This window comes from Acidovorax sp. NCPPB 3576 (assembly GCF_028473605.1).
Lineage (GTDB): Bacteria > Pseudomonadota > Gammaproteobacteria > Burkholderiales > Burkholderiaceae_C > Paracidovorax.
The window spans coordinates 2889804-2910047 of sequence record NZ_CP097267.1; the positions used below are offsets into that span (position 1 = coordinate 2889804).

22 protein-coding genes and 1 other RNA gene are annotated in these 20244 nt (G+C 55.0%); 8 read left to right on the forward strand and 15 right to left on the reverse strand.

What is annotated here, in order from left to right:
- The first annotated feature begins 36 nt into the window (after positions 1-36).
- Positions 37-999: an arsenic resistance protein gene (locus M5C98_RS13245; protein WP_272547900.1), complete on the forward strand. Its 963-nt coding sequence runs from the start codon at positions 37-39 to the stop codon at positions 997-999.
- A 253-nt stretch (positions 1000-1252) separates the two neighbouring features.
- Here M5C98_RS13245 and M5C98_RS13250 read toward each other — a convergent pair whose 3' ends face one another.
- The 6 genes from M5C98_RS13250 to M5C98_RS13275 all read right to left on the reverse strand — a co-directional run bounded on the left by M5C98_RS13250 (position 1253) and on the right by M5C98_RS13275 (position 4288).
- The gene (locus M5C98_RS13250) at positions 1253-1504 is read right to left on the reverse strand and encodes a type II toxin-antitoxin system MqsA family antitoxin (protein ID WP_336298472.1); all 252 of its coding nucleotides are present in this window, start codon (positions 1502-1504) and stop codon (positions 1253-1255) included.
- Positions 1501-1869: an H-NS histone family protein gene (locus M5C98_RS13255; RefSeq protein ID WP_272547902.1), complete on the reverse strand. Its 369-nt coding sequence runs from the start codon at positions 1867-1869 to the stop codon at positions 1501-1503. Before M5C98_RS13255 ends, M5C98_RS13250 begins: the two co-directional genes overlap by 4 nt.
- Positions 1870-1912: 43 nt before the next feature.
- Positions 1913-2494, reverse strand: a complete 582-nt coding sequence (locus tag M5C98_RS13260; RefSeq protein WP_272547903.1) for a hypothetical protein — start codon at positions 2492-2494, stop codon at positions 1913-1915.
- A 14-nt stretch (positions 2495-2508) separates the two neighbouring features.
- Positions 2509-3402 (reverse strand): DUF6538 domain-containing protein, encoded by an 894-nt coding sequence (locus M5C98_RS13265; protein ID WP_272547904.1) that lies wholly within the window; start codon positions 3400-3402, stop codon positions 2509-2511.
- A 373-nt stretch (positions 3403-3775) separates the two neighbouring features.
- Positions 3776-3964, reverse strand: a complete 189-nt coding sequence (locus M5C98_RS13270) for a hypothetical protein (RefSeq protein ID WP_272547905.1) — start codon at positions 3962-3964, stop codon at positions 3776-3778.
- Between the two features lie 69 nt (positions 3965-4033).
- Positions 4034-4288: a helix-turn-helix domain-containing protein gene (locus tag M5C98_RS13275; RefSeq protein ID WP_272547906.1), complete on the reverse strand. Its 255-nt coding sequence runs from the start codon at positions 4286-4288 to the stop codon at positions 4034-4036.
- 261 nt (positions 4289-4549) lie between these two features.
- On the opposite strand from M5C98_RS13275, the gene M5C98_RS13280 reads away from it, so the two are divergent.
- From M5C98_RS13280 to M5C98_RS13295, 4 genes are all read left to right on the forward strand, one after another.
- Positions 4550-5362, forward strand: a complete 813-nt coding sequence (locus M5C98_RS13280) for a hypothetical protein (RefSeq protein WP_272547907.1) — start codon at positions 4550-4552, stop codon at positions 5360-5362.
- A 274-nt stretch (positions 5363-5636) separates the two neighbouring features.
- Positions 5637-5831, forward strand: a complete 195-nt coding sequence (locus M5C98_RS13285; RefSeq protein WP_272547908.1) for a hypothetical protein — start codon at positions 5637-5639, stop codon at positions 5829-5831.
- A gap of 45 nt (positions 5832-5876) precedes the next feature.
- Complete coding sequence (locus tag M5C98_RS13290) at positions 5877-6734, forward strand: hypothetical protein (protein ID WP_272547909.1); 858 nt, start codon at positions 5877-5879, stop codon at positions 6732-6734.
- Positions 6735-6758: 24 nt separating this feature from the next.
- Entirely contained in the window at positions 6759-7466 is a 708-nt protein-coding gene (locus M5C98_RS13295; protein WP_272547910.1) for a hypothetical protein, read from the forward strand.
- A gap of 101 nt (positions 7467-7567) precedes the next feature.
- On the opposite strand, the gene M5C98_RS13300 is transcribed toward M5C98_RS13295, so the two are convergent.
- Positions 7568-10096: a MobA/MobL family protein gene (locus tag M5C98_RS13300; RefSeq protein WP_272547911.1), complete on the reverse strand. Its 2529-nt coding sequence runs from the start codon at positions 10094-10096 to the stop codon at positions 7568-7570.
- A gap of 404 nt (positions 10097-10500) precedes the next feature.
- Between M5C98_RS13300 and M5C98_RS13305 the strand changes: the two genes are divergently transcribed.
- A complete protein-coding gene (locus tag M5C98_RS13305) occupies positions 10501-11070 on the forward strand; it encodes a hypothetical protein (protein ID WP_272547912.1) in 570 nt (189 codons plus the stop codon).
- Between the two features lie 187 nt (positions 11071-11257).
- Entirely contained in the window at positions 11258-12613 is a 1356-nt protein-coding gene (locus M5C98_RS13310) for an IS5 family transposase (protein ID WP_272547913.1), read from the forward strand.
- A gap of 453 nt (positions 12614-13066) precedes the next feature.
- Here M5C98_RS13310 and repC read toward each other — a convergent pair whose 3' ends face one another.
- Together repC and M5C98_RS13320 are read right to left on the reverse strand one after the other, a co-directional pair.
- Complete coding sequence (repC, locus tag M5C98_RS13315) at positions 13067-13984, reverse strand: replication protein C, IncQ-type (RefSeq protein WP_272547914.1); 918 nt, start codon at positions 13982-13984, stop codon at positions 13067-13069.
- A gap of 78 nt (positions 13985-14062) precedes the next feature.
- Positions 14063-14233, reverse strand: coding sequence for a hypothetical protein (locus M5C98_RS13320; RefSeq protein WP_272547915.1), 171 nt, complete (start codon positions 14231-14233; stop codon positions 14063-14065).
- Positions 14234-14316: 83 nt separating this feature from the next.
- Here M5C98_RS13320 and M5C98_RS13325 point away from each other — a divergent pair, with 83 nt between their 5' ends.
- Positions 14317-15300 carry an IS5 family transposase gene (locus M5C98_RS13325; protein ID WP_272547916.1) on the forward strand — a complete coding sequence of 328 codons (984 nt, stop codon included), beginning with the start codon at positions 14317-14319 and terminating at the stop codon, positions 15298-15300.
- A gap of 69 nt (positions 15301-15369) precedes the next feature.
- Here M5C98_RS13325 and M5C98_RS13330 read toward each other — a convergent pair whose 3' ends face one another.
- The 6 genes from M5C98_RS13330 to ompA all read right to left on the reverse strand — a co-directional run bounded on the left by M5C98_RS13330 (position 15370) and on the right by ompA (position 20030).
- A complete protein-coding gene (locus tag M5C98_RS13330) occupies positions 15370-15543 on the reverse strand; it encodes a hypothetical protein (protein ID WP_272547917.1) in 174 nt (57 codons plus the stop codon).
- A 71-nt stretch (positions 15544-15614) separates the two neighbouring features.
- Positions 15615-17402: a site-specific integrase gene (locus M5C98_RS13335; protein WP_272547918.1), complete on the reverse strand. Its 1788-nt coding sequence runs from the start codon at positions 17400-17402 to the stop codon at positions 15615-15617.
- 108 nt (positions 17403-17510) lie between these two features.
- Positions 17511-17889, reverse strand: a transfer-messenger RNA (tmRNA) gene (gene ssrA / locus M5C98_RS13340).
- A 12-nt stretch (positions 17890-17901) separates the two neighbouring features.
- The gene (gene gph / locus M5C98_RS13345; protein WP_272547919.1) at positions 17902-18579 is read right to left on the reverse strand and encodes a phosphoglycolate phosphatase; all 678 of its coding nucleotides are present in this window, start codon (positions 18577-18579) and stop codon (positions 17902-17904) included.
- On the reverse strand, positions 18576-19289 hold the full coding sequence (gene ubiG / locus M5C98_RS13350) for a bifunctional 2-polyprenyl-6-hydroxyphenol methylase/3-demethylubiquinol 3-O-methyltransferase UbiG (protein WP_272547920.1): 714 nt from the start codon (positions 19287-19289) through the stop codon (positions 18576-18578). Before ubiG ends, gph begins: the two co-directional genes overlap by 4 nt.
- A 75-nt stretch (positions 19290-19364) precedes the next feature.
- Entirely contained in the window at positions 19365-20030 is a 666-nt protein-coding gene (gene ompA / locus M5C98_RS13355; RefSeq protein ID WP_272547921.1) for an outer membrane protein OmpA, read from the reverse strand.
- Positions 20031-20244: the final 214 nt, after the last annotated feature.

Consider the following 20244-nt stretch of genomic DNA (forward strand, 5'->3'; position numbering starts at 1 on the left):
CGGTTTCGAATGTGGGATACATGATTGGAAGCATCCATGCAGAGCATCAGAGACAAGTTGGAACACCGACAGGTCGCCATCTACTTCTGTACCGTCGCGGTCGCGATGGTCATCGCCAAACTGGTTTCAGGCACTGACCGACTGGAAAGCGCAATCAATCCGGCACTCGCGCTGATGCTGTTCGTCACCTTCTTGCAAGTACCGCTTGCGGAGTTGGGGCATGCCCTCACGCGCATCCGATTCCTCACCGCCTTGCTGTTTACAAATTTCCTGCTGGTGCCCTTGCTGGTCGCTGTCTTGATTCAGTTTCTACCCGCCGACCCGCTGATTCGGCTCGGTGTGCTGCTTGTCCTGCTGACGCCCTGCATCGACTACGTGGTTACCTTCTCGCACCTCGGCCGCGCCGATGCCCGGCTGCTGCTGGCATCGACGCCCGCGCTGTTGGTCGCACAGATGCTGTTGCTGCCACTCTACCTGCGCATCTTCCTAGGGGAATCAGCCACAGGGCTGGTGCAGGTTGGCCCCTTCGTTCACGCGTTTATTTGGTTGATCGTCGTGCCTCTTGCCCTCGCTGCGGCAGTGCAACTGTGGGCGGGAAAAAGCGCTTCTGGCGCACGCGTTTCCGGCGTTCTAGGCTTACTGCCCGTACCGGCGACAGCACTCGTGCTGTTCGTTGTCATCGTGGCCGTAGTCCCGCAAATTGGGGCAGCAATCGACGCCGCCATAAGCGTTGTGCCTTTGTACGTTGCCTTTGCCGTAGCTGCGCCGGTCTTGGGATGGTTGACCAGCCGCGTGTTCAAGCTTGATGCACCGGCAGGGCGCTCCATTGCGTTCAGTGCGGGCACTCGAAACTCCTTGGTCGTGTTACCTCTGGCCTTGGCCGTGCCTGGCGCTATTCCTATCCTTCCTGCGGTCATCGTTACGCAAACACTGATTGAGCTGGCGGCACAGCTGGTCTACGTTCGCGTGCTGTCTCGGCTGGTCGCTTCGGCTCGATGACTTCGGGCCGTTCCGGCATCGTGGCCGTGGTGTATTCGTCGTCCGAAGAACCAACGTACGAGCAACCATTCCCGCACGAAATCCACCTATGGTTTCAGACCGGCACCGGCAAAGCCTTCGTGGGATGCGAAGACGGGTGGAAAGAGTGGGTTCGAGGGAAAGCCATCAAAGAGGTTTGTCTCAAAGACTCTTAACGCACCGGCGTAGTGGTGGCCGTGCCTACGGTTGAGCAAACGGCAGCCCTGGCTAACCTCTATTCGGGAGATTGACGGCGGGGCACGTCCTGCATGTCAGGCGCAGCGCCGCCCAGCTCGGCCAAACGCTTCCCGGCTATCAAGCGCGCTTGCTTCAAAGCAGCCCCGTATCGGTCGCCGTTTTCACGGTCGAGGATGCATTCCCCGCATAAGGCGCAAAAGTCGCCCGCAACTACTACGGGCACGCCGTTAGCGTCCATTTCTCGGGTATCGCGGACGAGTTCAGCATTCCCGCAGCATGGGCACTTCATGGCGCTACGCGATACTTTTCCATATCTCCGCCCACATCTTGGATAGCCTTCACCCAAGCGGGGCGCGGGCCTTTGCCACCGCCCCAAGTGTTGCCGTTGTCGTCCTTGTATTTGACAACGGACGGGGGCCGCTTTCCTGCCTTGGCTTTTACGGTCGGCTTTACTGGGGCCAATGCAGCTTCTCCAAAAAGCTCCACAGCGGTAAACCCGTAGTTCTCAATGTCTTTCTTCAACTCTGCAAGCTTTGGCCCCCGGTTTTCTTTACGAAAACTTGCCAACTTCGCATTGGCTTCTGCAAGCGCAGCGGCTGCCTTTTTCTGGTCGGCTTCGAGTTTTTCCAATTGTATTGCGCTGTTATCTGCCATGCGGTCTCCTATGTGTTGGTCGCAATGTAGCACATGGGCGCAATTAGGCGAAGTCTAATTCGAGACCGGGCGCAATTAGAGCTAGAACGGGTGTAGGCGTGGACATAGGAGCGAGCGCAGGCACTGCGGTGGGAAACATGTATAAATGCGTTTTAGCGCGGTATTCGCCAACTGCAAATGTATAGCGCGCAAAGTGCCGGGCCGTTAGTAATTCGGTCGCTTCGGGGGCCGCTTTCAACGCTTCGGCAAGGCGGTATGCGCTCTTTTTCTTTATTAGCTGAATGTCAGCCTTGATTGTCTCATCGCACATGCGAAGGGCCATGCGCTGTACGCTCCCGGGGCGGGCCGCTTCATTCCTGCCAGCGCGCAACAGGAAGGCAAGGCCCGCACGCTCGCTATTTGGGGATGTGGCGACCATGTGATGGGCTTGGGGGTACTCGATGACCTGAACGGGTGCAACGTCGTTCATAGACGCAATTGCGGTGTTTTTCCAATCACTCGGGCATGGAATGCCAAGCTTGCTTGCCAATTGGCCCACGTTCCAGCGGTCGCGGCCTTGAATTGCTTTCGCTGCGCGAATCCAGTCTTGCCCCGCTTGCTTGTCGCCGCGTGCGCTTTTGTCCAAGAGCTCAAATAGGTTTACAAGGTCGCTCTTGCTGTTCGTCTTTGTGTCGTGGGCCGCAAGTTCTTTTGCAATGTAATGTGGGTCAAAGTCTCCATCTTTGCCACCGTTACATAGCCTTCAAGCGTGGCTTCCGTAAGGCGCTCTGCAATAGCGCCGTCATTGTCCAACAACAGCTTGCGGCGGGAATGGCTCACAATTTCGTCAAACGTCAGATTTACGGCATTGCGCAGGTTTGGCGCATTGACAGGGTAGAAAACCAAGTCCTTCTTGAATTTCTCCATGTCGGCAGGCGTGAGTGTTCCGATCTGCTTGGTTCCGAAGCGTTCGAGGAATGGCCTCAACCGAGTTTTGGTTTGCGGAAGGCTTCTCTCGCCGATTTCCTTGTCGTCTTCGCGGGCTTGCTCGGATTTCAGATAGTCCGCTATGTGCCTGGACACCCGGAGGCGCGCAGCAGACGACAGCCGCCCAGGCTCGTGAAAACGTTCTGGCAAGGGCTCGGATATGGCAACCTGCGACAAAGGCCTATCGCCCTGGCTAGACCTATTCACGGCCTCTAAAAAGGCGTCGATGGCCCCCACGTCCCCGGGCTTTACGTCCGTGAAGCGCCAGTTGCCGTTGTCGTCCTTGTCAGCATTGAATGGAGCGAGGTCTTCGAGCTTTGGTTTTTTCATGTTGCTGCGCAGGTATTCAATGAGCGCTTGGCGCTCGATACGCACATTTTGCAACAGATACAGCTCGAAATAGACGCGCAGACGCCGCGCTATGCTCTTAGCACAACGCGGGTCTTTGGTGAGCGTTGAAAACTTTATATCCCTCGGCTCTTTGTGGTTTCTGCGTTCGCTCGGGATGACCAAACGAACAAGAAAAACCCCGCAGCGCGAGACGGAAAGGTAAGCGGATGACCTCATGGAACAGACTCCAAAGTGTCGCCCTTGGTGTCTGCTCGAGGTGTCTTCGTTTTAGAAGTCCTGAAAACCCTTTGATATCAACAACTTACAAAAGTGGTGGAGCTGGCGGGAACCAAAGGGCAACACTCAGCCCAAATCCACCATCTATTTTTTCGTTAAAAATCAAACACTTAACGAGATAGAAAGCCTTACAAGGGATACACCCGCACTCGGATGGCACCCCAAAATGGAGTCCCGAGTGTACCCTTTTGGACAGGTGCTTGGTTGGCTTGCATTTGCGGACGCGGGTTCAATTCCGAATTTTTCAAGGGCGTCCGGAAACCCGCTGTTGCGGCGTGTCGCAGTCTCGCAGTGGTTCACCTCGCGGCGCATTTCAGTCGGAACGAAGTGTTCGGCCGAGGACAGTGCTTGCATTGTCCAAAGCAAGCTGGGCTTCTTTGAGGTACATGGCTTCTTCCCGCGTGCCAGTATCTTGAAGCCGAGCCTTGGCAAGCTCTCGCTGTGCTTTGTGGATGTACTCATCAACGCGGTCGAGGTACTGGGCGGTGTCGTTGTTCATCATTCCAAAGTGCCTGACGCAACACCGTTTGGCAAGTGGTAGGTAACCTCACGTTTGAGGACGTCGATTTAGCTACGCGCGCACCTCCGCAGACCGGTCAAAAAGTTCGTCCAGCACTTTCCCAGGCTTGGTACCGCAAGCTTGGCACCATCGCGCGTACAGCAGCACGTCTATGAAGTTCTCCCCGCGTTCGAGCTTCGAGACGTACGACTGACCAACACCAAGGGCCTCGGACATCTGCACTTGGGTCAATCCGGCCTTCACGCGCACGGAGCGCAGCAACCTGCGCAAGTGTTCGTAGTCAACATGGTACAGAGAGGCGGACATGCCTCGCATGATTTAGTCTCAAACGGAATAGTCGTAACACGACTTTCTTGAGCTACGATGCGCCCCTGATTGCGGCGTGGTGCCGCCCTCACTAACAGGAGTTAATCGCTCATGAAACTGGCAATCCTTGCCTTCGCCTTTGCAGCCTTGTCGGGCTGCACAACCCCCGCCGCTCCGACAGCCAGCCATGGCCCGGCATCTGTCCATCAGCCCCTTCCGTGGTCGTCGGGCTCCAAAGGCATGGCTGACTAAGGGGGAAAAATGCGTTCTATCTACAAAAAAATACGGGCGGCCCTTGCGGCTTGCGCAGCCTTTGCGCTGCTTAGCTTTGGCGCGCACGCCACCGACATTGCTGGCGTGAAGTTGGGAATGTCGGTGGCAGAGGCAAAAGCAGCCTTTGGCAGACCTGCACAAATGAAGGTCATACCGATCTACACCAACAAGGTTGAGAGCGGCCTTGCCGCTTGGCAAGGGGAGCGTCTTTACGACAACTCGTGGAGTGGACCGCTCGATGAGTTCGCGGCGTTCAAGGGCCAAGCCGACAGCATCTGGTTCGTGCAAAAGAATCAGCGTCTACCGAAAACCGCAAGATACACGCGCCAAGTCCTGCTGGAAGCAGTCCGGAAAAAATTCGGCAAAGAGAGCTTCGTCAAAGGTGAGATGGGCGACAAGCTCGGTGCCATAGTGGTAGGGTGGGAGTTCGACCAGGACGGAAAACAGTTCTTCGGCCCGTACTCCGAAGGTGGTCGAACTATCACGGGCGCTGCGATACCGGCAGCACCATGCCGAATGTTCGACCTCGTGAGGATTGGGTCTAACCCGACAGGTGGAGACAACTTCCTTCCTGAACCCATGTCCATCATCCTGCCATCCGAATTCAAGCGCTCGTGCAGTCGCGCGTACTACGTCGAATGGACCCACGATAGCGACGGGCTGGTGGAGGCAGTAGCTCTGAGAGCGATTGACTCCGCTGCAATCCTTCGAGCCATCGATGGCAAAAACGCGGGCAGCGAGGCCGATGCACGCAAGCGGGTCCAGGACCAACAGAACAGGGGCGTGAAGCCTACCTTGTGACGGACGCTGTGACTGACTGAATCAGTCAGTCGGCCAACCTCAAAGCGACGGTAAGCCCGCTCTGCGATAGCTAGCCACTCGCCTAGCCTTCGTCAAAATGCGGGCGTGCCTTGGCGTTGTCAGCCTCGGCGGCCTGCCATGGCCGTCCCACCGCGCAGCGGTCTTGTCGTAGCCCCATCCCGCACCATTGCTCAAATGAGGTTTTTAGGCGCACCTTTGACTTTAGCTTGCGTACACGTCCTCGTTGGGCTACAATGCTGGTGCGGAAGACCTGATGCTGCTGTCTGAAATATTCAGAGGGGAAAGACAATTTACCTTTGTCGAGCAATGGGACCCGAAGCCAAAAATGCCAGGTTTTGAATTGGCAGTCGATGCGAGCGACTACCAAGCTGATTCAAAGTATCGCGCCAGCTGCGCCCCGGTTATTTTCGCCTTGCAAAAGCAGTATTTATCAAAATTTGCCTCTTAGGATATAAATATATCGTAAGAGGTTATCTGCTTCACGGCTTTAGTCATGACATATCAAGATTACGTTGAATTTTTAATTCAAACTGTCGCAGAAAATCTCACTCCCACGAGAAATTACATTACAACGGCCGCTTTAGGCGGGCTGCTATTGAAGGCGTTGCCAGACATTAGCTGGAAAACCTTTGGTAAGCGTACGTTGTCGGCCTTCATTCAAGACATCGAAGGCCAGGGAAAACTTGCTCTCATTAAGACTCAGAAAGATGCACTAGCTGTTACGCTTGGTGATACAGCTTCTGCTCCAGTAGTATCTGCGTCTGAAAAGACTAGCTCATTGCGGAAGGCTATTTGGGACGCTTTTGTTCTGCTGTCTCCCAGCGGTAAGCGCTTTATGCATCGCAAAGATGGGACAGTTCGCGTTGCCTTAGAAGCAGCCCCTGTTCCTACCGAAGATTGGATTGAGATTACACCAATCGATTTGGAAAGCCAAAAAAAATGGGCCAGTGATTTTTTGGCTCAAAATTCCACTGATGGAAAAGATTTTTCTGCTCTATCAGCCAGTGAAGACTGGCAGCCTCAGATATTTATTCAAAAGCTTAGGCAAATTGATGAGGCTTCTGCACGCGCTTGGAATAAACTGAGAACGGTCAAAGTTTCTGTAGTCGTGCAAAATTGGCTGACGCAGAACTCGCTTCCCCATAATTTTGCATTTCAACCCGCCACCAAATCAAGCAATAATAAATCAGTAGCTGAATACACTATTGAGACGCCAAGCCCTCGAAATCAAGATGATTTGCGCAAAGTCATTTTGGCTGCGCTGTCGTCTTTACCCATCGAAAAGCTCCTAGAGATTCCCATTCCAGCAGGAGTGATGCTTACAGCTCTCTCTGACGCCAAGCTGCGCTAATCCGCGTGATGGCGAGGAGGAGATATGGGAATCATCTACATTGCCCATCCATTGGGTCTGTATGCCGGCTCTTCTGCGTCGTTTGTACAAGCGTGTGCGAATAACCCGAAATGGAATGCTGAGTGGCAATTTAGCCTTCATCAGTACGAAAAAAATTCCTCTCTGATTGCAAGGGATTTTTGTTCGTTAGTCCTCCAATCTCCTGGTCCAGTTGTAATGGTTCGACCAGTGCAAGCAAAGACTCTAGAAGAAGTTCGCGTTCGCATAGCAAATCGGCTACCACTTATGGCAGTTGACGTAGCCTCTGCTGCGGACTTAGAGGAATTTATCGATGCGGCCATTGCGCAATTTAGCAATGGAGAGCCACTTGTAGCTTTAGATATCGTTGTGGCTTTTTTGCTAATCAGAAAACTTGACCAAGAGCACATGTGGGCAGGCAATGCAAAGGGTTATATGTGGGTAAGCGATATTCCCAAAGGAAGAGGAATTGATCTCAAATACGAGTCACGAGTTCCAAACGTTTTGAACATATTATTTTCTCATGAATTGATATTTTATAAAACAAGTAATTCAAAGAAAAAATATGCGCTAAACCCGGAAAAGCGTGTGGAAATTTACGGAATTTTAAAATCTCGAATATTTCCCTCTGAAATCGAAAGACCTCTGTTACGTCATCCGGACCAAGAAAGCGTCCGAGCGCTAGATGTGCTGGATATTTATAATGCAGTCTAAATAAGAATTTGCAATTTTACCGTCTGACTGCCTCACGGATGCGGAATCTTCGAGGCCTAGTGAATTGATAGTGTGCAAGGGTAGCCCCATCTACGCGGCATTCATTGCAGCTCGTCTGTGCCCTGTGGTGAGAGCGACGGAAACGGTGTTTCGGGCACGCTGTACGGGTACTTTGCGGTCGATGGCCGGGGTGCGCGCCGGGGAGCCCATGCCACGGGGCTCACGTCACCCATAGAAACCCACTGACGCTCTTGCTCATGGTGCTCCATGGATGCAATGCGCCCCATTCTTAGCGCCGTGTGGTACGCCAAGTCTTCGGGCAACTGCGCTCCATACTGAGCCATCTCGGGTTCACGAATGAGGGGCACCAAGTCGATGTTGTATTGGCGTAGGCTCATGTCCAAGGCAAGAACCCATGCGTCTTCCCCACGCGATTGCCAATAGGCAAGCTTGAAGCGCTTCACCATGTCCACGGTGCACCCGCGTTCAATGCCGATACGCTCGATGTCTTCCAACGTGTCCGCTTCCATGGTCTGACCATCGACAGACAGCACCTTGGCGACGCCGGGGGCACGCTCTGGCGCGACATAGGCGACAGACTCGGCATAGATGGGCGCAGGGTTGTACAGACCCATGGGGTATGACTTGGGCGTGTCCACTGCCTTGATTTCGCTGCCGTAATACCAAGCAGGAAGGCACGCCATCAGGGTGGTGGCTTGTTCGCCAAAGCTGCGGTCCACCTGCTCGCGCCACCATGCACGTTGCCAGCCTTCGCCGTCTTGCGCCAGGCGCTGTATATCTTTTTGGAAATCAACCCAGGTGTAAGCCGCCCCAAACGACTTCATGAACTGCGCCCGCTCCTCGTAGTCCTTCAACTGGAATGGAGACAGCGCGGCGCGCAGGCTCCATTGGGCTTGAATCTCATGTTGGCTCTGCACGGTGTAGGTCAAGCCAGCGGCGACATCCTGGCGCGCCTGGGTGGAATCCACGGACGCGGCGATGGCAACCACCATGGTTTCAAACAACTCGCGCTTGTGGATGGGCAGCGCTGCAAGCCCTGCCGCCACACGCTCGGGTGCCTTCCTCACGGCATAGGCGAAGTCGCGGGACAACAGTTCATCCATCAAGGCCTGTTGCGATGGTGGCTGTAACCCCTCGCGCTCAATCCGGGCGATGCGTTGGGTAAGTACCCCAGGACTGAACTTCCGCCCCAATGCCGTGGCCACTGTCGTCAACTGTTGGACCATCCCGTCCAGCTCGAAAACCATGTGCGCAAACGAGCACAAGGTCTCCCGCCACGCCGGAGCGTTATCCAACTGTGGAGATGCCGCAGGAGGGGAAATTGTCGGCCCACCGCCGCGATGATCCTCGGCGTGATTCAACTGCGGCGACACCACGGCTTTGGGTGCGACAGGAACTGTGCGATGGCCTCGCAAGGAATCTTGCAGCCGCCCCAGCTCCTGCGCCCCGGTGTGGCTGGAGAACTGCACCTTGGCACGTACCGACGTGATGGCGGGTAGCAACTTTTCAGGCTCGACCAGCGACGCAAACCGCTTCAATTCGTCGGCGCGGCGCTTCGAGAAAAACATCAGTTCGTTGCACAGCAAGGCATGGAAAGCGTCTTTGGACATGTCCAAACGCTCCGACAAACTTGCGAAGGTAGCCCAGTTCCAAGCACGCCCCATCCCTGTGCGAATGGGCTCCATGGCCGCAAAAACCGCCTCGGCATTGGGTACTTTTCCAACGACATCGCTGTATGCGGCAGCCTCTTCGGGTGACATTCGAGGCAGGGTGTCAACTTGAACCTCGTCCGCCAAAACGGACAAATCGGCAATCAACGAATCCGCTAAAGCGTCCGCCCGCAGGTTTTCCGGCGTGGCTTCGCCCACGCTGGCGCGCTGGCGGTAGGTCTTGGCAAGGCGGTTGGATTTCGCAATCCGTTCGTTGCGCTTGACCCGGCTGGCACGCTTGTGCGCCCTCGCGGCATCCTTGCGCCCAAGGTGTTCCGGTCCAAGGTGAACCGTGGGCTTCAAGTCCGGATTGGTGTCTCTGTATGCTTTGGCCGATATACGGGCATCGAAGCCAGCAGCCGCCAAAGCATCGTTGACGTGTTTTTCCCAAGCATCACGCCACCCTTGCAGGAAGGCGCGGTTGTTCCAAGCCCGGTTCTTTTTGCCGAACTTGCCATCGGGCGTTAGCTCCCGCATGGTCAGCATCATGTGAACGTGTGGGTTCCCCGGTTTGTGATGAATGGCATAGGTGGCGCACATGCCCTCCTCGTTGACCTCCTGGTCAATGAAGCGCCTCACAATGTCAATTTGCTGCGACAAAGACAACTCGATGGGAAGCGCAGCCTCGATTTCTCTAAAAATCTGGGCATCGTCGCGTGTCTCTTTTTCCTCGACCTGCCCCCATAGCTCCATAGCTCCCGTCATCCAACTTGGCGCATATTTCGGGACCATGGTTTCAGTGGCGACCACCTCTTTCTTCTTGTACCAATAATTGAACCGCCGCCCAATCTCGGGCAGGTTGATGACCTGCGCCGCACGATAGGCCAACGCACGAAGCGCATGCAACTTTGGGTTGTCTGCGCGTCCATGGACCTTGGTCGTGAAGTGGTAAATCGCCATATCAATTTAGCATCGGTGAGGCATCACCGCTGGGTCAGTCCAAGCATCAGAAATGCTAGGTTGCGAAGCAGTGAAGAGTCCGCCCTCGGACTCTGAATCAACGTTCTGCGCCCTCGCAGAACGTGGAGTGTTTCGCCCTCGAAACACGACAGGGGAGCCGGAATTCCGCAGGAATATCCGGGGGGCATCGCCCCCACTTACGTATATCCGCAAGGATATATGTATAAGTGCGCTTACGGTGTATTTAAAAACACCGTTTAGGTGCTGAATCAAATAACTCGCCAGTGATACCAAAATAATATCTTCCATAGCCAAAATCATACTTCTCAACCCACAATACCACGATTTTAGAGAAATCCAATTTTGTTCGTGCTAGGCTGAATAACATTTTCAGCTTAGATATCATGAACAAATCGATGAGAGAAAAAATCGCCTCCAGTGCAAAACAGTTTCAGAACAATAAAACAGATATCAAAACAAAATCATTCACGGAATCCAAAGCCGGGCAAAAAAGCGCAGCAGCATTAAACAAGAAATCCAAGGAAATATATCAACAAAAGATTAAAAACCGAGAAGCTGCCGCATCAAGGAAGCAGGAAAAAAAGGCGTTGCGAGAAAACCGCAATCGGATTTTGATGCACGCCGGGGGCTTGATGGACATGACCGGGCTTCTCAGATACTGCTTCGCCCAATCTGACGAATTCGACAATCCCCAAGACAACCTTCGGGCAAACCTGCTTGTCGGTAGCCTGCTCCACTTATCTGAGTATTTGAATAACTGCTCGCCCGCAGATTTAGAAAACATCGAAGCCTCGGGAAAATCCTTCCGACGTTCTGACAAGAAAAATCGCACCCTAGCGGGCATAAATCCATCTCTGAACAATGCAAGGTCTGTGCGCCCTCTGCTGCTCCATGAGGTTTTGCATTACAAAAACCGAGACGCAACCGAATTCATTGAGCCAGAATCACTTTAAAAACCCCGGAACCTTTTTCCGCACCACGCACAAGCAAGAGCTGCATATTGACCATTCTAGGTAGTCCGCCCTGAACAACCCGCAAGTCATTGATCTGGTGTGCAGTTTTGCTGATTGATGGGCGCGGGATTTGCAAGGTATGGTTTTGCCAGTACCTGTTTTCTTGCAAATTCCTCCGAGGAGTTCGATGGGCCCGAAGCCTTCGCGGCCGCAGAGCGGCGAGTTGTTCATCTCCCGGCTGGACGAGTTGATCAACATGCGTCACCCGCTGGTCAAGCTGGCCGCGTTGATCGACTGGACAGAGATCGAGCGCACGTTCGCGGCCTCGTTCACATCCGGCCGTGGCCGGCCCGCCTTGCCCCCGCGCTTGGTGGCGGGGCTGCTGTACCTGCAGCACACCTTCGACGCCTCCGATGAGGCCGTGGTGAACACCTGGGTGGAGAACCCGTACTGGCAGTTCTTCTGTGGCGAGACCTACCTGCAGACCGAGTCGCCCATCGACCCGTCCAGCCTGACGCGCTGGAGAAAGCGCATCGCAGAAGCAGGCGTGGAGACGCTGCTGGCGGCCAGCATCGAGGCGGCCCGGCGTGGTGGCGTCATTCAGAAGACCAGCACACAGCAGGTGATCGTGGACACCACCGTCATGCCCAAAGCCATTGCACACCCCACCGACAGTCGGCTGCTGGACAAGAGCCGCCAGCACCTGGTCAAGGTGGCAGAGGACAACAGCCTGCAACTGCGCCAGAACTACAACCGGGTGGCCCCGCGCCTGGCCGTGCAGATCGGTCGCTACGCGCACGCCAAGCAGTTCAAGCGCATGAGGAAGGCCGTGCGCACGCTGCGCACCCGGGTCGCCCGCGTGCATCGAGAGGTCACCCGCCAACTGCAAACGTTGCCCGAATCGGCCCAGGCCAAGGTGCAGGACCTGCTGCAGCGCACCGGCCGCATCCTGGCCCAGGCCCCCAAGGACAAGCACAAGCTGTACGCCCTGCACGCACCCGAAGTGGAGTGCATCAGCAAGGGCAAGGCAAGGACACCCTACGAGTTCGGCGTGAAGGTCAGCATCGCCACCACGCTCAAGGAAGGCCTGGTGGTGGGCATGCGCTCCATGCCGGGCAACCCCTACGACGGCCATACCCTGGCCGAGACACTGGAGCAGGTGGGCATCCTCACTGGCACGGACAGGCCGCCGGCCACAGCCATCGTGGACAAGGGCTACAAGGGCGTGCAACTCGACGGAGTACGCATCCTGATGTCAGGCCAAAAGCGAGGCATTACCCGAACACTCAAGGCCATGATCCGCCGGCGCAGTGCCATCGAGCCGGCGATCGGGCACATGAAGATGGACGGGCGCCTCGCCCGCAATCCGCTCAAGGGCGCGCTGGGTGATGCGCTGCATGCGGTGATGTGCGGCGCCGGGCACAACCTGCGTCTGATCCTGGCCGCGCTGCGGCTTCTGTGCGCCCGATTCGGGCTGTCCATGCAGGCGGTCATTACTGCAATGATCCCCGTAGCGCATGAACTCCGATCTGCCTGCAGCTGAAAACGGGATTGTTCAGGACGGACTAGGTACATTACAGCCTCAACTTGACCCCTTAGCGCCGCTCAGCGGCGTCGAAAGCGGTACGATAGTACCGCTTGGCTTGGAACGGCTTAACAAGCGAACGAAAAAACGATATGACCCATTAGGCGTAGAGGGATGGTGAGGCGTCAGCCGAAACATCCTTCTGACGCCGTTCATATATATAGTTGTATATTGATTTATCATTCAAATATGACCAACCACCCCATGATGAGCAAATTTGTCTAAATTTGCTCTATAGTTGTCTACCCTTGTCTACAGTTTTCAAAACGCCCCGCCAGCCCGCATGGAATAAGGCTTTGCGAAAACAGGGCGTTCACCCAACTACGGTTCAGCGTTCACCCAACTACGGTACTGATAATTTATACAGTCCATATCGTTAAGACATGAAAAAACCGCCTCTCGGCGGTCGCATTATTGGTATCTCGGTCGCTTTATTTGAAAAAGCGTTGGGTCATCCTCATCGGCATCAACAGTCCAACCGTCTAACTGAGATATTGCAACCAATGCGGTTCTAACTTTCATGCGTCTCTTTCGAAGTGCTGCACCATCCTTCCCAAAATCTCCCCAAACGTGCTTGACTAATCTATCCAATCCAATGGATTGCCTCCAGTCATAACGAGACCAAGCCGAGAGCCACAAAAACAATCTCTTGCTGACATCGTTTCGCAACGCCCTGATGTGCGTCATGTCCAAATACGTTACCTGAAACGTTCCGAGAACAGCTTTGGTTAAAAACGGATTTACGCCAATATAGGCATCGCCATCTTTCATCCCCCAATGTGCGATGAGTGAAAATGAGGACTCCATACGACGGTCAATTTTTCCACCTTCCAAGAGATATACCCAGCATCGAGTGCATTGCATTCTATGTATGCTGTTGTATACCGATTCCAAAACCTCCCCACCGTCGGAAAATCCTGCCACCTTACAGATTTCGTACAACGAAGTCTTGGCCACCAAGATATTTGGCGGCTCAACAGAAAAATCAAACCCCTTCACCAATTCACTCCATGGCTCTGCATTTTCTGAGTTTTTTTGTATCTGCCGACTCTTCTCCGATACTATTCGCAAGATAGCCAGGAATACTTGTTGGTCGGTGATATCGAGCTGAACGCCCTGCCACTCCAACCCTACCGTGGAGCCTCCAGGAGATTTGAATTGCTGGGCAATGTGAAAACTGGGGCGCTCAATCTTGTGGTCAATCGGTCTAAAAAGGCCATCCGTCATGGCGTGAGTGCGTTCAATCTGAGCGCAGTCCATTCGCTCAATGATGCATACAGGTTTTTTTGATGGCGCTATCGCGTCGCCATTGTTCTTTTTGAGTGCCATAACTCACCCTAGCAAAGCAGTCGGAAAACTGCAAGTAGAGACGTAGACTATGGCACCCGACCGCTTCCGCTTGTCTCCCTACCCAGCTTTCAAGCTTGCTTTCATCGCAGCGATGGCATCTACTTTTTTTGCGTAGAGATAAGGAGAAATCAATTCATAAAATTTGATACTTTCCAAGTTCAGCGGAATACTTCTATTCCCATTCGACATGACAAGCATCATCAAATTATTTTTTTGGTCGATTGCCACATCAAGCAATTCATCTAAGGAAGGTCTGCAAAACCTCCCCGCCTGATCCTCCCCCAGCGCCAAGCATTCAAGACAATGGCGCCATGGATCAATACACCCTGGGCCTGGACCCACTGCCCAAGAAGACCCGCAAGGAGATCTTCCTCGAAGAGATGAACCAGGTTGTGCCCTGGGCAACGCTGGTGGCCCTCATTGCTCCGTTCGCCCGGGGCGCGCACCAGGCCCTGGGTGGCCGCCCTCCATTCCCCATCGAAACCATGCTGCGCATCCACTGCCTGCAGCTGTGGTGGAACCTGAGCGATCCGGCCATGGAAGAAGAACTGCACGAGCGGCCCCTGTACCGCCGCTTCGCCGGCCTCGATGGTGCAGCGCGCATGCCCGATGAGACCACCATCTTGCGTTTCCGCCATCTGTTGGAGAAGCACCAACTGGCTCCGCAGGTGCTGGCTGCCATCAACACCGGTCTGGCCCAGCAGGGCCTGATGCTCAAGACAGGCACCATCGTGGACGCCACCATCATTGCAGCGCCCAGTTCGACCAAGAACAAAGAGGGTGAGCGAGACCCCGAGATGCATCAGACCAAGAAAGGCAACCAGTGGCACTTCGGCATGAAGGCGCACATTGGCGTGGATGCCGACTCGGGACTGGTGCACACCGTCATCGGCACAGCCGCCAACGTCAACGACGTGACGCAGGCAGCAGGCCTGCTGAATGGCAAAGAAAAGCATGCCTGGGGCGATGCAGGCTACCAGGGCGTGGACAAGCGCCAGGAGATGCAAGGGAGCAAAGCCAAGGCCAAGATCAAGTGGCACGTGGCCATGCGCCCGGGCAAACGCAAGGCACTTGATCCCGAGCGGGAACTTCACAAGCTGCTGGACAAAGCCGAGCGCCTGAAGGCCAGCGTGCGAGCCAAGGTCGAACACCCGTTCCGCGTGATCAAGCAGCAGTTCGGCTACGCCAAGGTGCGCTACCGAGGTCTGGAAAAGAACACGGCGCGCCTCATGATGCTGTTTGCGCTGGGCAATCTGTGGATGGCCAGGAAGCGGATCCTGGCGCTGCAGGGATAGGTGCGTCTGCGGGGTGCCGAGGTGGCGCCGCAAGGGCTGAAACGGGCCTGTAAACCGTGCCAATCGGGCCTAAGCAGCGGATTGCGCAGGAATCAGGCGGACCTTCCGTTCAACATCAGGCTGTGCCGGGCTGACGAATGGGGTTTTGCAGACCTTCCCTAAATCTATATCGCCATCACCAATAACAGCTGAGACTGAAATTTTAATACTCACATTATTATTCATAATATCAATATTTATCATGGTTTTCCTTATTAGACATCAATTTTTTAAGATTTGGAGGTCAGCTGCGTGGCTGACAACCATAATGATGGTTACAGGAGCCCACCCAGCACCCCCCCGTCAATGCCAAAATCTTCCTTCCCGCTTTGGGAGGCACTTTTGGGCTCGGGGTTGTACCGAATCCGCTGCCCTGGTTTGACATCCTTGTATTTGGCAATGGGAAAGCGAGTCATATCCAAACGGTTCAACAGCCTAACTCGGGCTTCCATGGAAACCTCGCCCATGTACGTGTTGATATGCACGTCCGATTTCCCCGTGCTTCGCGTGAAGCCGGACGCAATGGAGTGCCCCACCATCTGGCGAAGCACCAGCCCCTCGGGATAGTTCTCAATGTTCTCCTCCACTCGCGTGCCCGCGTTGTCGATGATTGCCTGACGCAAGCGGGTGATGAAGGTGTATCGAAAGCTATGGAACACCTTGGTATCGCTGTTGATCCCCACGTACTCACGCAAAAGCGTGTTGCGGAAAAAATCCCCCGGCACCTTGCCGTAGCCGTCCTTTTTTGCCGCTTTCACGCCCAGCAGATTGACGTTCCCTTCCTTCTTGCGCTTCTTCCAGAAATCGATAAAGCCCAGTTCAACCAGTTGGGGATGCACTGGCATGACCCGGCGCGATGACTTGTTCTTCAAACGCTTGTTGGACTTGCGGCGACTGCCATCCTCATCATCTTCCCCGTCTTCATCGTCGTTGAATGAGATTTGCCATGCCCCTGGCTCATACTCTTTGATGTCCCCCGTGGTGAGCTGGCAAATCTCGCTCAACCGCGCGCCGGTGAAGAGGCCAATGACCGGCGTCCAGTATTGGTGGGGAAGGTTATAGGCAGGCTGCCAAAAGTATCGGCACGAAAAAACGCTTGTCAGTTCGCCGTCTGTGAAGGGTTCTTTGGGGTTGCGTTCTCCCTTTGGCGCCGAATCCACGATGCTTTTCATACGGCTAGCTGTACGGTCCAACACTGCCAGTTTGAGGTCACAAAATCCGATGAAATTGGCCAAGGCCAGCATGTAGCCCTTAACGGTTGCTTCTGACAGTGTGTCGTAGGGTTTGCCGTCGTCCCGGCGCAACTTGTTCGCCTTACTCAGCTTGATGACCTCGCGCACGCTGCGCCCGGGCGCTATACCGATGACATCCCGACTGGTCGGGTAGAACGCGATGTCATCCATGTAAGTTTTGATGTCGTTGGGAGTAATGTCACCAATGGCCTTTCCCTCAAAGTAACTGGTAAACAGCCGGAGGCGTGTGGCACGTTGCGAAACATTTTTTGGCCCAATTTCATCCCTGAGTGCTCGCCCTTCCTGGCTTTCCAGATACTCGTCAACCATGGTTGCGATGGGCAACCGGGCATCTTCGGACAGTCCGTCTGTTCTGGCGGGGGCTATGGCTGCCGTAGCGGGTGGCGCCGGGGGCGAGACAGCTATTTGTGCAGCAGGCAAAGGCAAGCGGTTTTGCATGTCTTCCAGCATGCTCATCACAGTCGCCTCTTCCCCTGGCTTCACGTCCTCAAATTTCACCTTGCCGGTGGCAAAGTCGTATTCCATGCCGAACTTGGGTGTGCCTGGGGGCGGTGCTTTGAACTGCGCCATGATGGATTGGAAGTAGGTTGAAATGCTCTCCCGGCAGAATACCCCACCTTGGTGCAACAAACTCTCGTAGAGCACGCGCAGAAGCCGCGCGCGTGCAGCAGCATCGCGCGGGTCTTTGGTGAGTGTGGAGACGCGGATTTCCCGGCCAGCGGACTTGCTGGAACCTCGGAAAGCGAGGGGAACAACAAAGCGTGCGCAATACACGCCGTTGCGGGTCTGAACAAGATACGAAGCGGCCAAAACAAGCTCCCGGTGTAGTACCGGGTGTCACCCCTGAATGGATGACCCCTTGTTTTGGCTTTGCTTCTTTGGAAAAGTCCTTGAAAATCAAGGACTTACCAAAATAGATGGTGGAGCTGGCGGGAATTGAACCCGCGTCCGCAAGCCTTCTTCGGGCAGATCTACATGTTTAGCGGTCTGTTTTGATTCTCATGACCCACATCGCGCAGCCGCACGCTACGTGGATCACCAGTACCCTTGAGTCTCGTTCCATGCCAAGGTACCCGGCACGGAACCAGCTAGCGTGAATAACCTTGCAGCCGGGAGGTCTTGCGACCCCCTTGCCCAGCCCGCTAGCATGCTGTTGCAAGGCTCACCGGTGTTTAAGCGGCGAGTGCGAAACGTTCGTCGTTTGCAGTTAGTTTTTTGAATGCAGATTTACGAGCGCCACTCAAGCTCGACATGCACCACGCCGATTCCGAACCCACGTCGAAACCAGGGCAGCCCCAAGCCTCGTATCTTAAGGCGCCGAGATCAATTTCAACACCTCGATGGGAGATTTAATTACAGCGTGTGCGCCCCACTCATGCACAGCGGTTTGCGTACCGAGGTAACCGTACAGAGCAGCCACCGTACGCATGCCGGCTGCTTGACCCGCAATGATGTCGCGCTCGTCATCACCGACGTAGATGCAATGCGCCGGCTCGATACCCAGACGCTTTGCCGCTTCCAACAAGGGCGCAGGATGCGGTTTGCTGTGCGGCGTCGTGTCGCCACTGATCACCGCACCGGCAGTATTGAATAGCGGCGTGGCACCCACCAGCACATTCGTAAATCTGGCCGCCTTGTTGGTGACAATGCCCCAGGCCATGCCAGCTCGGGTCAATTGGTCAATCAGGGCATCCACACCGTCGAACACTTTCGTGCGCTGCTGAATGCACGCCTCGTAGTTGACAAAGAACTCTTCCCGCAAGGCTGGGAAATCGGGATGGGTTGTGTCCATGTCGAATGCCACGGACAACATACCCCTCGCTCCGGCCCCTGCCATGGGCCGATACCGCTGTGCAGGCAGAGACGGCAAGCCACGGTCCGTTCTCAATTTGTCGGCGGCGGCGCCCAAGTCGGGAGCACTGTCGATCAAGGTGCCGTCGAGGTCAAACAATACGGCACGAACATGGGTGAAGGCGGATGAACTCATACGGCGGCGCGGCGTGCAGCGAACATGTAGTTGACGGAGGTGTCGGCACTGAGCCAGTAGCGCTTGGTCAGCGGGTTGTACTCAAGACCCCTGCTGTGAGAGATATCCAGTCCTGCTAGGCGGCAGGCGTTCGCCAACTCGCTGGGTTTGATGAATTTGGCGTATTCGTGCGTTCCCTTGGGCAGCATCCGCAATATATATTCCGCACCCACAACAGCCAGCATGAATGCCTTGGCATTGCGATTGATGGTGGAAAAAAACACCCAGCCGCCCGGCTTGACCAAGCGCGCGCATGCCTGCACGACGGAGGCAGGGTCTGGCACATGCTCCAGCATTTCCATGCAAGTCACGGTATCGAAGGTGCCGGGCGCTTCATTCGCCAAGTCCTCTACGCTGACTTCACGATATTGCACATTGGGAGTTCCGGTCTCCAGTGCATGCAGTTGCGCAACGCGCAATGATTTGCTTGCCAAATCGATGCCTGTGACGTGCGCGCCTTTTCTGGCCATGGAATCCGCGAGGATACCGCCACCACACCCCACATCGAGCACCTGCTGCCCATTCAGCGGCGATATTCCATTGATCCATTCAAGGCGCAAAGGATTAATCTGATGCAACGGGCGAAATTCACTTTCCGGGTCCCACCATCGATGGGCGAGTGCGGAAAATTTGGCCAGTTCTGCCGGGTCGGCATTAATGTGATCGCTCATGTGAAGAGATGCTCCAAAAGAGATGGCCCATAAAAAAAGCCCCGTTTCCGGGGCTTTTCATGGCTGATTTGAAAATCAGTTAGAAGCGCGGGTACCGACCACTTCGATTTCCACGCGACGGTTCTTCGCACGGCCTTCCTTGGTCTTGTTGTCGGCGACAGGTTGCTTCTCGCCCTTGCCTTCAGTGTAGACGCGGTTCTTTTCGATGCCCTTGGACACCAGATAAGCCTTCACAGCTTCAGCGCGGCGAACCGACAGCTTCTGGTTGTAGGCGTCCGTACCGACGGAGTCGGTGTGACCCACAGCGATAATGACTTCCAGGTTCACGTTCTTGACCTTGGAAACCAAGTCGTCCAGCTTGGCCTTGCCTTCTGGCTTGAGCACGGACTTGTCAAAGTCGAAGAATGCATCAGCTGCATACGTCACCTTGCTGGCCACTGCAGGAGCAGGAGTCACAGCAGGAGCAGGCGTAGCAGGCGTTGCTGGGGTAGCAGCGGCGGGGGTAGAAGCGGGAGCCTGAGCAACCAGAGCACCATCACAACCGACAGCAGCGGTAGCAGGGGTCCAGTTGGCATCGCGCCAGCACAGTTCATTCGTGCCGTTCTTCCACACCAGTTCGCCGGTACCGTTCTGCCAGTTGTCAACAACCTTGCCGCCGTCGGCTGCTTTGACTTGAGCGCCAGCCGAGGTAGCAAGTACAGCGGAGGCCAACAACATCGCCACTTTGTTCAGTTTCTTCATGGTTCTCCTCTTGGGGAAAAAGCCGCAGCCGCGCTGCGAATATGGACGTCATCAGTGACCATCACTAAAAACGTTGAAATGATTGTGCCATACGTAACAACCCAAAGTGGTTGCAGACAGGGGGGGTACGGTAGGACAAAAGCGCTTTACCCCTGATGTGTTGCGCACTTGCGACAAGACGTTGCGCCTAGAATGGCCCTCCTCCGCCGTCCAC